Here is a 12,666-nt window from a genome sequence, read left to right on the forward strand (position 1 = left end):
AGTACCAAGAGCGCCGGCGCTCCGCGAACCAACGGGCGCCGGCCCCTTTTCCGTCCTGGGGGGACACACCGCATGAGCCATGGGCGTCATGTCACCATGCTCACCGAAGGCACCTACCCGCACGTCCACGGGGGCGTCAGCACCTGGTGCGACCAACTGGTACGAGGAATGCCCGAGGTCGACTTCAACGTCATAGCCCTGACCGGCTCCGGCCGAGAGCCGGTCACCTGGGAACTGCCGCGCAACGTCTACCGGCACACCGCCGTCCCGCTCTGGGGCCCGCCGCCCGGGCGCGGCCGCCGCTCCGCCCTCCGGGGCAAGGCCCACCGCCGCTTCACCGAGGTCTACGAAACCTTCCTGCTGTCGCTGCTCGACCCCTCCCACGGGGGATTCTCCGGGGCCCTGCGCGAACTGGCCCTCCTCGCCCGGGCCGGCAAACTCGCCCCCGCCCTGCGCTCCGAGTCCGTCCTTCGCCTCCTGATGGACGTGTGGACCCGGCCGGCCCTCACCACCGCCGAAGCCCGGCCCACCATCCACGACGCGCTCACCGCCACCGACCTGCTGGAGCACGCACTGCGCCCGCTCGCCGTGCGGATCCCGCCCGACAGCGTCGCCCACGCCGTCAGCAGCGGCCTCGCCACCCTTCCCGCGCTCGCCGCCAAACACCTCGACGGGGTGCCCTTCCTCCTCACCGAACACGGCATCTACCTGCGCGAGCGCTACCTCGGCTACCGCAGCGCCGAGCAGCGCTGGCCCGTGAAGTCCCTCATGCTCGGCTTCTACCGCGAACTCAACACCGAGGGCTACCGGCAGGCCGACCTGATCACCCCCTGCAACCAGTACAACCGCCGCTGGGAGGAGCGCGGAGGCGCCGACGCGGACCGCATCCGCACCGTCTACAACGGCGTCGACCCGCACCTCTTCCCCCAGGCCGGCCCCGAACCCGAGGTGCCCACCCTCAGTTGGTGCGGCCGCATCGACCCGATCAAGGACCTCGAAACCCTCTTCCGCGCCTACGCCTTCATGCGCCAGGAACTCCCCGCCCTGCGACTGCGCCTCTTCGGACCCGTCCCGGCCGGCTGCGAGGAGTACCGGCTCCGCCTGGAGAAACTCGCCGCCGAACTGGGCGTCGGCGACGGCATCACCTTCGAGGGCCGCATTGACAAGGTCGCCGACGCCTACGCCGCCGGCTCCGTCGTCATGCTCTCCTCCATCAGCGAGGGCTTCCCCTTCAGCATCATCGAGGCCATGTCCTGCGGCCGCACCACCGTCTCCACCGACGTCGGCGGGGTCCGCGAGGCGGTCGGGGACACCGGCCTCGTCGTCCCGCCCCGCGAGCCCGAGACCATGGCCCGCGCCACCCTCGCCCTGCTCCGCGACGACGAACGCCGCGCGGAACTCGGCCGGATGTCCCGCAAGCGGGTCGTGGACAAGTTCACCCTCCACCAGTCCGTGGACGGCTTCCGGCACATCTACCGGGAACTCGCCGGCCAGCCCGTCCTGCCCGTCGAACCGGGCGACACCTGGACCCAGCGCCTCGCGGACCCCTGGTACCGCGAACTCGCCGCCGACGGGAGCCTGTGGTGAGCGGATCCCTCTGGCTGAAGCCGCCGTCGCCCGAGCGGCCCACCGGCCCGGGCCTGCCCGGGCCCGCCGGACACCCGGCCGGCCCCGCCGGTCCGGGGGCGCCGGCGGCCGGGCGGTACCCGGCTGCCGTCGACACCCTGCCGGCCATCCCGCGCCCGGGCCGGGAAGGCCCACCGGCCGCCGACCCGATGGACGAACTCGCCGCCCGGTTCGACGGACTCGTCGCCGCCGCCGTGCACCCCGACGAGATCGCCGCCGTACTCGAATCCGACGGCATGACCGACGAGCACATCCGGCTCACCTACGGCCGCCACGACTCCTTCGCCCTCGCCGAGGAGCTCTACGCCCGGGTGCCCCGCGCCTTCCCGGAACCCGAGAGCACCCCCGACCCCTGGAAGGCCTCCCTCACCGCCTGCCTCCTCCGCGGGGTGATCTTCGCCCTGCCCGGGCTCGCCTACGTCCTCGGCGCGCCCCTCCTCGAAGGCCCGCAGGACCGCCTCGGGTTGCCCGCCGGAACCCTGACCCTGCTCGCCGGGGCGCTCATCGGCTGGGTGTGGGACCAGACCCTGTCCCACCGCGCCTACTCCTGGCTCGGCCTCGGCGACCGGGCCGCCGCCGGGCGGACCCTGCTCGTCGGCGCCCCCGCCGGATCCCTCCTCGGCACCGCCGCCGCGCTCGCCGTGCCCGGCGGGCCGCCGTTCTCGTACGCCTTCGCCGCCGGACAGGCCCTGTACGTCGGGGCCGCCACCGTCCTGCTCGTCCTCGGCCGGGAACGGGTGCTGCTCGCCGCCCTCGGCCCGATGGCGGCGGGCGCGGTGCTCGCCCTCTTCGTCGACCTGCCCGTGCCGGTCCGCGTGACCCTGCTCGTGGTGTCCCTGCTGGCCGCGTGCACCCTGGCCGTACGGGAACTCCCGCTCGCCGAAGGCGTACGGGCCGGCGCCCGCCGGATCCGGGACCGCTCGCGGCGCAGGCCCGGCGGAGGACCCGTGCGCTGGCAGATGCTGCGCGGCGCCGAGGAGGAGTACGGGCCCCGCGGGCCCCGGCTCGGGGACTCCGTGCCGTACGGGGTCTTCGGCCTCGGCACCGGACTGCTCGTGCTGTACGCCGCCCTGGGCGAGGTACTCGCCGGAGGGCCCGCCGAAGCGGTGGCCGCGCCCTCCGCGGTGGCCCTCACCCTCAGCATGGGCCCCGCCGAATGGCTGCTGTACCGCTTCCGCAGCGGCAGCCTCGCCGGGCTCCGGGCCGCCCGCTCCGCCGACGCGTTCCGGCGGCGGATGCTGACCACCCTGGCCGGCTGCCTCGCCGCCTACCTGACGGTGCTGCTCGCCCTCGGGCTGACCGGCACCCTGCTCTGGCCCGGCGCGCCCGCGCTCACCGGGCTCCGCGCGGCCACCCTGCTGCTGCTCGGCGCCGTGATGTGGACGGGGCTGCTCCTGCAGTCCTTCGGCGCGGTGCGGCCCGCCGCCGTGGTCTGCGCCTCGGCGGCCGTCGCGCAGAGCCTGGCCCTGCTGGCCGGGGTGGGCCAGCCGAGGCTCGTGCAACTGGTGGTGGCGGGCGCGGCGGCGAGCGTGCTGGCGGCCCTGGTCTGCCTGCTGCTGGGCCGTGCGACGGCCCACCGATGACGTATCCGGAGTTCGAGAAGAAGGACCCCATGCTGCTGGTGCCGCTCTACGAGCACCCTGCCGACCGGCCCGAGGAGTGGGACCGGCTCATCGCCTCCGCCGACCGGCTGCACTCGGTGGTGCTCAACCCCGACAGCGGACCGGGCGACGCCCCCGACGAGCGGTTCGCGCTCGTCGCCGGGCGGCTGCGGGAGGCCGGCGTGCCCGTACTCGGGTACGTCGACACCGACTACGGCCGGCGCCCGCACGCGGACGTGGTGCGGGACCTGCTGCGCCACCGCGACTGGTACGCCACCGACGGGGCCTTCCTCGACCAGGTCTGCGCCGGCCCGGAACGGCTGGCCCACTACGGCCGGCTCGCCGTCGCGGCCCGGGCGGCGGGGGCCCGTACGCTCGTCTTCAACCACGGGGTCCACCCGCACCCCGGCTACGCCGAACTCGCCGACCTGCTCGTCACCTTCGAGGGCCCCTGGGACGCGTACCGGGACGCCGGCGAAGCCCCGTCCTGGACCGCGGATCACCCGGAGGGGCGGTTCTGCCACCTCGTCTACGCCGTCCCGCCCGGGGCACCCGCCGCCGAACTCGCGGCGCAGCGCGGGGCCGGCGTGCACTGTGCGGTCCCGGGCACGGGCCCGCACCCGTGGGGGACCCTCCCGTACGCGCTGGAGGCGACGGCATGAAGGCTCTGCGCACCGCCGTGCTGATGGCCTCCCTCCTCCTGCTGGCGGCGGCCTGTACGTCATCCCCCGACGAAGAGGAACCGGCCCCCGCCCCGTCCTGGCCCGACCAGGCACCGGGGGAGCGGTGGCAGCCCCGCCCGGGGACCGGCTGGCAGTGGCAGCTCTCGGGGAAGCTCGACACCTCGGTGAAGGCGCCGGTGTACGACGTGGACGGCTTCGACACGACGAAGGAGCAGGTGGCCGCGCTGAAGGCGGCCGGACGCAAGACGATCTGCTACCTCTCCACCGGGGCCTGGGAGGACTTCCGGCCGGACGCGGACGCGTTCCCGAAGTCGCTGCTGGGCCGGGGGAACGGCTGGGAGGGCGAGCGCTGGCTCGACATCCGCCGGGTGGCGGAGCTGGAACCGCTGATCGCGAAACGGTTCGACATGTGCCGGGAGAAGGGCTTCGACGCGGTGGAACCGGACAACATGGACGGCTACCGCAACACGTCGGGCTTCCCCCTCACGGCGGACGACCAGCTGCGGTACAACCGGCTGATCGCGAAGCTGGCGCACGACCGGGGGATGGCGGTGGGCCTGAAGAACGACCTGGACCAGATCCCGGCGCTGGTGGGGGAGTTCGACTTCGCGGTGAACGAGCAGTGCGCGGAGTATTCGGAGTGCGAGCGGCTGACTCCCTTCGTGGAGGCGGGGAAGGCGGTGTTCCACGCGGAGTACGAACTCCCGCCGGCCCGCTTCTGCGAGCGCTCGCGGGAGCTGAAGCTGAGCTCCATGCAGAAACACCTGGACCTGGACGCCTGGCGCCGCCCCTGTTGACCCCCGGCCCGTTCGCCTCCGGCGGGGCCGGATACCCCCTGCGGCGGTGTTGCCAGGGGGCCGGCCCCAGGACCCCCGGTCCTCAATCGCCGGACGGGCCGATTTGCCTCCGGCGGCGCCTCAAACGCCGGCGGGGCTGGATTCGGCCGGGGCTGGGTTGCCCGGAGGGCAATTTCAGCCCCGCCGGCGTTTGAGGCGCGGGGTCCGGGGCGGAGTCCCGGGGAACGGTGGAAGGGCGGGTAGGGGACGGCTCAGCGCAGCGGCACCCCGGTCCGGGCCGCGCCTACGGGCCGTCGGGGCCGGGCGCGCGCCGGGGCGCCTCCTCGGGCGTCGAACGTTTCCAGGCAGTGGACAAGTTCGGAGTGGTTGCGTTCGACGCCCTGCGGGGGCGCCCCGCCGCACACCCGACCCCGACGGCGCGGGGGCGCCGTACGGGCCCGAGACGTGGCCGCGCCGGCCGGCCGTGAGGCTCGGGCAGGCCGCAGTCGGAGTCGTCAGGCCGGGAGGATCGCGTGGACGCGGTAGCCGCCGCCGAAGCGGGGCCCCGCGAAGCAGGAGCCGCCCAGGGCAGTGGCGCGCTCCCGCATGCCGAGCAATCCGTGCCCCCCGCCGGAAGCCTCCACCCCGACCGGCGCGTCGGGCCCGTCGGCCCTGCCCGGACCGTCCGGCCCGCCGAGCCCGCCGGCACTGCCCGGCCCGCCGGCACTGCCCGGCCCACCGGCACTGCCCGGCCCACCGGCACCGCCCGGCCCGCCGGCCCCGCCGCGCCCACCCGGCCCGCCAGGCCCACTGGCCGCACTCGGCCCGCCGGGACCGCCCGCTCCGCCCGCCCCAGCCTCCGGCTCGCCGCCGCCGCCGTCGTCCAGGACCGTGACCTCCACCGACGGGCCCACCCGGACCACGCTGACCTCCGCCTTCGCCCCCGCCCCCGCGTGCTTGCGGACGTTCGTCAGGGCCTCCTGGATCACCCGGTACGCCGCCAGGTCCACCGCCGCCGGCAGCGGCTCCGCGCCGCGGCCCAGTTCGACCATCACCCGTACCGGAAGCCCCGCGTGCCGGAAGGTGTCCGCGAGTTCGTCGAGGACGGCCAGCCCCGGCGCAGGCTCCGTGGGCGCCTCCGGGTCGCCGGACTGCCGCAGCAGCCCCACCGTGGCCCGCAGCTCGTTCAGCGCGGAGCGGCTGGCGTCCCGTACGTGCGCGAGGGCCTCCTTCGCCTGGTCGGGCCGCTTGTCCATGACGTGCGCGGCCACCCCCGCCTGCACGTTGACCAGCGCGATGTGGTGCGCCACCACGTCGTGCAGGTCCCTCGCGATCCGCAGCCGTTCCTCCGCGACCCGCCGCCGGGCCTCCTCCTCGCGGGTCCGCTCGGCCCGCTCGGCCCGTTCCCGTATGGCGTCGACGAAGGCCCGCCGGCTGCGCACCGCGTCACCGGCGGCCGCGGCCATCCCGGTCCAGGCGAAGATGCCGATGTTCTCCTGCGCGTACCAAGGCAGCGGCCCGGCGAGCATGGCCACGCCCGTCAGCCCCGCCATGGTGAGCACGCCGACCTTCCAGGTCGTGGGCCGGTCGGTGAGCGCGGCCACCGTGTACAGCGCGATCACCGCCGACATCGCGACGGGCGCCCGCGGTTCCCCGGTGGTCAGTTCCAGCAGCGAGAGCCCGCAGGTGACGGCGAGCACCTCGTGCGGACGGCGCCGCCGGAACACCAGGGCGACCGCGCCGAGCAGCATCAGCAGCAGCGAGAGCGGCTCGGGGGTGCGCGTTCCGAAGGTGGGCTGGCCGTGCGGGCCGTGCGGATCGGCGAAGGAGCCGACGACCATGGCGACGAACGCCCCGAAGGCCAGCACGGCATCGGTGGCGAGCGGATGGGCCCGCATCCACTGCCGGGAGGACGCGAACGGTCCAAGGTGTGTCGTCACGGGAAGACACGGTACGTGGTCCGGCACCTGCCGGGTCCTGGGCGTATCGCCCCGCGGCGTTGACGACAGGCCCTAGGGCGGCGGGCGTACTCCCAGTGGCACGCGGGAGCGGGCCGGGCCCCATTTCGCGCGGACCACGCACACGGCCATGACGGCGGCGATGGCCGCCAGGTGCTCCTTGCCCGCCAGGTTGTCCTTGATCAGGATCTCGCCGATCATCACGAGGATCACCAGGGCCCCGGTCAGGTACGCCCGGTAGCGCCAGCAGACGTAGATGGCGAGCCCCACCACGGCCGCCGACGGCCCGGTGTCGTTGACGATCCGGTCGGACACGGGCAGGCCGAAGGGGTGGTCGGGGCCGAGTGAGAGCCCGATCCGCGCGTACGTGGTCCCGGCGATCGTGGCCACGTAACCGATCAGCAGCGTGCGCCACCAGCCGATGCAGATCTCCGAGATCCCGAAGACGATCAGGATCTGCGCGAGCGCCCCCCACACCGGCAGGTCCAGCGCCGGGACGAACAGCGAGAGCGGGGTCCGCAGCAGCGCCAGCCACAGCGGGTCGGCGGCTTTGACGGAGCCGAGGTCCTGGACGGGCTGGAAGCCCCAGGAGGTGTTCTGCACGATCTGGAACACGGAGGTCAGGCAGACCGCTCCGATCGTCATCGGGATCGCTCGCCACTTGTCGCGGACCAGCGCGTCCCGGACGGTCCCGAGCAGGGGCCCCCACTCACGGCTCGCGAACTGCCGGAGTGGGGATGTGGTCCGCGCTGTCAACGGCGGGTCTCCAGGTGTCTGCGGTGCAGCCACTTCGGAAGGCCGGGGGCCTCCAGGAAGCCCTCGGCCCGGCCCGCCGCGATGCCGATCCGCAGCAGGTCCGAACTCTTCTCGAAGAGCATGAACCGCGGTTCCCAGATCGGCCGGTATTTGGCGTTGGCCCGGTAGAGGGACTCGATCTGCCACCAGCGGGAGAAGAAGCTGAGCAGCGAGCGCCACATCCGCAGCACCGGACCGGCGCCGAGCCGGGAGCCGCGCTCGAAGACGGACCGGAACATCGCGAAGTTCAGCGAGACCTGGCTGACCCCGATCTCCTTGGAGCGTTCCAGGAGTTCGATGACCATGAACTCCATCAGCCCGTTCTCGGAGTCCCGGTCGCGGCGCATCAGGTCCAGCGACAGACCCTTGGGTCCCCACGGTACGAAGGACAGCACGGCCCGCAGCTCGCCGTCGCCGTCGGTGCACTCCAGCATCACGCACTGGCCGTCGGCCGGGTCGCCCAGCCGGCCCAGCGCCATGGAGAAGCCGCGCTCGGTCGCGCCGTCGCGCCAGTCGTCGGCGCGGCGCAGCAGCTCGTCCATCTCCTCGGTGGGGATGTCGGCGTGGCGGCGGATGCGGACGGTGTACCCGGCCCGCTTGACGCGGTTGTAGGCCTGGCGGACGGTGCGCATGGCGCGGCCCTCCAGGGTGAACTCGCCGGTCTCGACGATGGCTTCGTCCCCGAGCTCCAGCGCGTCGAGGCCGTGCCGGGCGTAGATCTGCCCGGCCTCCTCGCTCGCGCCCATCACGGCCGGCACCCAGCCGTGCTCGCGGGCCTCGGCCAGCCACGGTTCGATGGCGCCGGGCCAGGCCTCGGGGTCGCCGATGGGGTCGCCGGAGGCCAGGGAAACCCCGCCGACGACGCGGTAGGTGACCGCGGCCTTGCCGGTGGGGGACCAGATGACGGACTTCTCGCGGCGCAGCGCGAAGTAGCCGAGGGAGTCTCGGTCACCCTGCCTGGCGAGGAGCGCCCGCAGCCTTTCCTCGTCCTCCTCGGTGATCGGGTCGACGGCGCGGCGCGAACGGAAGGCGGCGAACAGCACGGCGACCAGCAGCAGCATCGACATCACGTTGATGGTGACGTTGACCCAGGCGGGCGTGCTGATCTCGTGGACGATCTTGGCCTGCGGCTCCAGGGTGATCAGCCGCATCACGCCGTACAGCCAGCGGTCCCGGAAGGTGGCGTCGGCGCTGTGCTCGGCGGTGTTGGTCGCGCCGACGAGCAGGGCCGCGACCAGGGAGGTGGCCAGCAGGCCGATGGCGGCGACGGCGGTGGCGAGCGCGGGGTTGGAGCGGTCGCCCGTGGCGTAGAACGCGCGGCGCCCCAGCAGCAGGGCGCCGACGAAGAGCGCCGTCACGCCGAGCGAGACCCAGTTCTGGGTGTGCTCGCGGATCTCCTCGTACCGGTACAGCCCGTGCGCGAGCAGCAGCGCCAGGATGCCGCTGAGCGCGAGGTTGAGGATCCAGGAGGCGCGTTTGCGGCGGCCGAGGGTGACGGCGAGCATCAGGGTGAAGAGCCCTGAGGCGAAGCCCGCGGTGAGCATGTACGGGGTGTAGAAGTCCTCGGCGTTGTGGTTCCGCAGGTCCTGACCGAGCGAAACCCACACCGCGCTGAGGAAGTTGACGAAGGCGACCGTGCGCAGGTACCAGATCGCGAAGGCAGCACCGCGCCGTGAGCGGGTGTCGCCCTTCTCGCTCCCCCTGTCGCCGCCCTTGTCTCCCCGCTCTCCCCTGTCTCCCTTGTCCCCCTTGTCGGACTCCCGGCCGGTTTCCCGGCCGGCCCCCGCCGACTTTCCGGCGGGATCGCCGCCGGTCTCTTTCCTGCCGGATGACGGAACGTTCGCCGGTGCGGCGCCACGGTCGGTCTCTGCGCTGGTCAAACGGACCTCTCCCATAAAAACCGATCATATGGGGCATGACCGCCCATTCTTGGGCGGCTCCGGGGGCGTGGCCTGGTCAGGACCGCGAACCCCGGCGCCTTATTCAGCAGGCTCCTCCGCTGCCCGCTCCGGGAGGTCCGCCGCGAGCGCGGCGGCCGCCTGGACCAGGGGAAGAGCCAGCAAAGCCCCGGTACCCTCGCCCACTGTGACGCCGTGGTCGAGCAGGGGGTTGAGTGCCATCCGGTCCAGGGCCTTCGCCTGGCCCGGCTCGCCGCTCGCCTGACCGGCCAGCCACCAGTCGGGCGCCCGGAACGCGGCCCGCTGGGCCACCAGCCCGCAGGCCGCCGAGACGACTCCGTCGAGGATGACGGGCGTGCGACGGACAGCGCACTGGAGCAGGAAACCGGTGATCGCGGCCACGTCGGCGCCGCCGACCGCAGCCAGCAGCGCGACCTGGTCGCCGAGGACCGGGCGGGCCCGGCGCAGCGAGTCGCGGATCGCCGCGCACTTGCGCATCCAGGCCAGGTCGTCGATGGGCATCCCACCGCGGCCGGTGACCACCGAGGCGTCGGTGCCGCACAGCGCGGCGACGAGGGTGGCGGCGACCGTGGTCCCGCCGACGCTGAGGTCCCCGAGCACGACCAGATCCGTACCGGAGTCGGCCTCCTCGTCGGCGATCCGCACCCCGAGCAGCAGCGCGGCCTCGGCCTCCTCCGCCGTCAGCGCGTCCTCCACGTCGATCCGGCCGCTGCCGCGCCGCACCCGGTGGCGGACCACGTCCTCGGGCAGCAGCTCCGGGTCGCAGTCGAGCCCCGCGTCGACGACGCGCAGGCCCGCCCCGAGCCGGCCGGCCAGGACGGAGACGGGGCTGGTCCCGTCGAGCACGCCCCGCACCAGCTCGTGGGTGGTGCCGGCGACGCGGGCGGAGACGCCCTCCGAGGCGATCCCGTGGTCGGCGGCGAACAGCACCACGCGCGGGCGCTCGATCGGCCTGACCGGCACCTGCCCCTGCGCGGCGGCGAGCCACTCGGCGAGCTCGTCGAGGCGGCCCAGCGCGCCGGGCGGCACGGCGAGGCGCTCACGGCGTTCCTCGGCATCACGCCGGACGCCCCCGTCGGGGCGCTCGATCAGATCGGAGAAGTCGTCGAGATTCAGCGTGCTCATCTGCCAGAGAGTACAGCCGGTGAGGCTCACCCTCAGGGGGTGTCCCACCCACCCCGTTTCCCCACCTCGCCGCACCGTCCCCAGGACCGGCCCCACCGTCAACTCCGCCTCTCCCGGCCGCCGCTGGGGGGTGCCCCTGGCGGGGTCGGGGGTGACACGCGGCGAAGGCCGCGAGCCCCGGCCGTCTTCGAGCCGCCCGGGGCCGGGCCTCGGCTACTCCTTGACCACGAGCACCTGCCCCGCCGCGACGAGGAGTACGTGTTCGCACTCGCCCGCCACGACGGCGTTCAGCCGGCCCAGCTCGTCGCGGAAGCGGCGCCCCGAGGCGGTCGCCGGGACGACGCCCCCGCCCACCTCGTTGCTGACCAGCACCACCCGGCGGCGGCTCGCGCGCACCGCCGCCACCAGCTCCGCGACCCGCTCGATGAGGTCCTTCTGCCCGGTCGCGGCCCAGACCGCGTCGTCCCAGGCCCCGGCCCGGTCCATCGCGTCCGTGAGCCACAGCGCCAGGCAGTCGATCAGCAGCGGCGGACCGGGCTCCGCCAGCAGCGGCGCCAGTTCGCAGGTCTCCAGCGTCCGCCAGCTCCCCGGCCGGCGCTCGCGGTGCAGGCCGATCCGCTGGGCCCACTCCGCGTCCCCGTCCCGGGTGCCGCCGGTCGCCACGTAGACCACCTCGGGGAATGACTCCAGCCGCCGCTCCGCCTCCAGCGACTTGCCCGAGCGGGCCCCGCCCAGCACCAGCGTCCGGCGCGGCAGGTCCGCCCCCGCGTGGTACTCCCCGACGATGACGGTGGTCCCGTCGCGCACGGCCCGCGCCCCGGCGGCCGCGCACCTGCGCTCCAGCTCCCGGCCCGGCGGGGTGTCGTGGTCCACGTGGACGGCGATCACCTCCGTCGCCGGACCGATCGCACCGGTCGCCCGCAGCCTGGCCAGGGCCTCCGGGCGGCCCAGCACGTCCGCGAGCACCATGTCGTACGGCCGCTGGTCCCTGTCGCCGTTCGTTCCCGCCGGCGCCCCGCCCGGAGGCAGGTACAGCAGCCGGCCGCCGTCCGGGCCCGTCACCTCGTAACCGGTGCCCGGCGCGTCCATCGGCACCGCCCGCACCCGGTGCCCCGAGATCACCGACAGCTCCCGCCCGTCCGGGACCCGTCCCGCCGCCGGCAGCCCCGGAGGCAGCTCGACGGCGGGTCCGTCGTGCGGGTGGGTCAGCAGGACCTGCCGCACCCCGGCCAGCGAGTGCCCGGCCCGGGCGCCGGCCAGCACCGCCCCGGGGGTCAGGTCGAGCAGCAGGGCCCCATCGACGAGTACGGCCGTCGCGGCCCGTGAGCGGGTACCGACGGACAGTGCGCACGTCGCGCAGGGACAGCCGGGGCGGGGCAACCCCTGGGGTGTACCGGTGCCGAGCAGAGTGAGTTCCACAGGATGATCCTCCCGCGTCCCCGAGAGTGGTGCGCGCCCGGCTACTCTGCGGGCACACTCAAGGCGAGAAGCGGACGAGCAACGGAGGCGGACATGGCGTGGACGTGGCGGTTCGAGAAGGCCGACGGCACGGAGACGGCCCCGGCGGTGGTCCCGGAGGAGTTCACCACGCAGGGGGACGCGGAGTCCTGGATCGGTGAGGTCTGGAAGGACCTGCTGGAAGGCGGCGCGGAGCGGGTGCGGCTGTCGGACGACGCCGGGGCGGAGATCTACGCGATGTCCCTGCGGGAGGCCCTGGACGCGTAGCCCCCTGCGGGGTCGCTCGCCGGGACCCCGCCCCGCACCCCACCCGGGCGCTGCGCGCCCGCCGCCTCAAACGCCGGACGGGGCTGTAAACCCACCCCCGTCCGGCGTCCGAGTCCCGGATCTTTCACCCTCGCCGGCGTTTGAGGCGCGGGTCCGGGCGGAGCCCGGGGAACGGTGGAAGGGCGGGTAGGGGACCGGCTCCGCGTAGCGGCACCCCGGCGCCCCGGCGCCCCGAGGCCGCGCCTACGGGCCGTCGGGGCCGGGCGCGCGCCGGGGCACCTCCTCGGGCGTCGAACGTGCAGAGGCAGCGGACATGTACGACGTGGTTGCGTTCGACGCCCTGCGGGGGCGCCCCGCCGCACGCCCGGTCCCGACGGCGCGGGAGTGTGGACGGTGCGGGGCAGTTCGCCGGGCGCCGCGTTCGACGCCCTGCGGGGGCGCGCCGCCGCATGCCCGGT

General features: G+C 74.4%; 10 protein-coding genes. 5 read left to right on the forward strand and 5 right to left on the reverse strand.

From position 1 onward, the window contains the following. The first annotated feature begins 72 nt into the window (after positions 1–72). From pelF to ACIQ5Y_RS36460, 4 genes are read left to right on the forward strand one after another with little or no spacing between them, the layout of a single operon-like run. Positions 73–1,587, forward strand: a complete 1,515-nt coding sequence (gene pelF, locus ACIQ5Y_RS36445) for a GT4 family glycosyltransferase PelF (RefSeq protein ID WP_403890693.1) — start codon at positions 73–75, stop codon at positions 1,585–1,587. Further along, positions 1,584–3,209: a hypothetical protein gene (locus ACIQ5Y_RS36450; RefSeq protein ID WP_403890696.1), complete on the forward strand. Its 1,626-nt coding sequence runs from the start codon at positions 1,584–1,586 to the stop codon at positions 3,207–3,209. Before pelF ends, ACIQ5Y_RS36450 begins: the two co-directional genes overlap by 4 nt. After that, on the forward strand, positions 3,206–3,889 hold the full coding sequence (locus ACIQ5Y_RS36455; protein ID WP_403890698.1) for a spherulation-specific family 4 protein: 684 nt from the start codon (positions 3,206–3,208) through the stop codon (positions 3,887–3,889). The genes ACIQ5Y_RS36450 and ACIQ5Y_RS36455 overlap by 4 nt, the downstream gene beginning before the upstream one ends. Continuing rightward, positions 3,886–4,707 carry an endo alpha-1,4 polygalactosaminidase gene (locus ACIQ5Y_RS36460; protein WP_403890701.1) on the forward strand — a complete coding sequence of 274 codons (822 nt, stop codon included), beginning with the start codon at positions 3,886–3,888 and terminating at the stop codon, positions 4,705–4,707. Before ACIQ5Y_RS36455 ends, ACIQ5Y_RS36460 begins: the two co-directional genes overlap by 4 nt. 494 nt (positions 4,708–5,201) lie before the next feature. On the opposite strand, the gene ACIQ5Y_RS36465 is transcribed toward ACIQ5Y_RS36460, so the two are convergent. From ACIQ5Y_RS36465 to ACIQ5Y_RS36485, 5 genes are all read right to left on the reverse strand, one after another. Further along, a complete protein-coding gene (locus ACIQ5Y_RS36465; protein WP_403890703.1) occupies positions 5,202–6,626 on the reverse strand; it encodes a sensor histidine kinase in 1,425 nt (474 codons plus the stop codon). A gap of 72 nt (positions 6,627–6,698) precedes the next feature. Then, on the reverse strand, positions 6,699–7,289 hold the full coding sequence (locus ACIQ5Y_RS36470; protein WP_403890706.1) for a hypothetical protein: 591 nt from the start codon (positions 7,287–7,289) through the stop codon (positions 6,699–6,701). A gap of 107 nt (positions 7,290–7,396) precedes the next feature. Beyond that, positions 7,397–9,334 (reverse strand): phosphatidylglycerol lysyltransferase domain-containing protein, encoded by a 1,938-nt coding sequence (locus ACIQ5Y_RS36475; protein ID WP_403890708.1) that lies wholly within the window; start codon positions 9,332–9,334, stop codon positions 7,397–7,399. Between the two features lie 84 nt (positions 9,335–9,418). Next, positions 9,419–10,483, reverse strand: a complete 1,065-nt coding sequence (gene cobT, locus ACIQ5Y_RS36480; protein ID WP_403890711.1) for a nicotinate-nucleotide--dimethylbenzimidazole phosphoribosyltransferase — start codon at positions 10,481–10,483, stop codon at positions 9,419–9,421. Positions 10,484–10,696: 213 nt separating this feature from the next. Further along, entirely contained in the window at positions 10,697–11,902 is a 1,206-nt protein-coding gene (locus ACIQ5Y_RS36485; protein WP_403890714.1) for a bifunctional adenosylcobinamide kinase/adenosylcobinamide-phosphate guanylyltransferase, read from the reverse strand. Between the two features lie 93 nt (positions 11,903–11,995). Here ACIQ5Y_RS36485 and ACIQ5Y_RS36490 point away from each other — a divergent pair, with 93 nt between their 5' ends. Beyond that, positions 11,996–12,208, forward strand: coding sequence for a hypothetical protein (locus ACIQ5Y_RS36490; protein ID WP_403890716.1), 213 nt, complete (start codon positions 11,996–11,998; stop codon positions 12,206–12,208). Positions 12,209–12,666: the final 458 nt, after the last annotated feature.

Origin of the sequence: Streptomyces sp. NPDC096339 (genome assembly GCF_044762985.1) — a bacterium.
In the GTDB taxonomy this organism is placed as follows: domain Bacteria; phylum Actinomycetota; class Actinomycetes; order Streptomycetales; family Streptomycetaceae; genus Streptomyces.

Excerpts from the sequence above, each read along its gene's own strand:
- pelF (WP_403890693.1), top strand. The coding sequence starts at position 73 with ATGAGCCATGGGCGTCATGTCACCATGCTCACCGAAGGCACCTACCCG.
- ACIQ5Y_RS36455 (WP_403890698.1), top strand. The coding sequence starts at position 3,206 with ATGACGTATCCGGAGTTCGAGAAGAAGGACCCCATGCTGCTGGTGCCG.
- ACIQ5Y_RS36460 (WP_403890701.1), top strand. The coding sequence starts at position 3,886 with ATGAAGGCTCTGCGCACCGCCGTGCTGATGGCCTCCCTCCTCCTGCTG.
- ACIQ5Y_RS36470 (WP_403890706.1), bottom strand. The coding sequence starts at position 7,289 with ATGACGATCGGAGCGGTCTGCCTGACCTCCGTGTTCCAGATCGTGCAG.
- ACIQ5Y_RS36475 (WP_403890708.1), bottom strand. The coding sequence starts at position 9,334 with ATGGGAGAGGTCCGTTTGACCAGCGCAGAGACCGACCGTGGCGCCGCA.
- cobT (WP_403890711.1), bottom strand. The coding sequence starts at position 10,483 with ATGAGCACGCTGAATCTCGACGACTTCTCCGATCTGATCGAGCGCCCC.
- ACIQ5Y_RS36490 (WP_403890716.1), top strand. The coding sequence starts at position 11,996 with ATGGCGTGGACGTGGCGGTTCGAGAAGGCCGACGGCACGGAGACGGCC.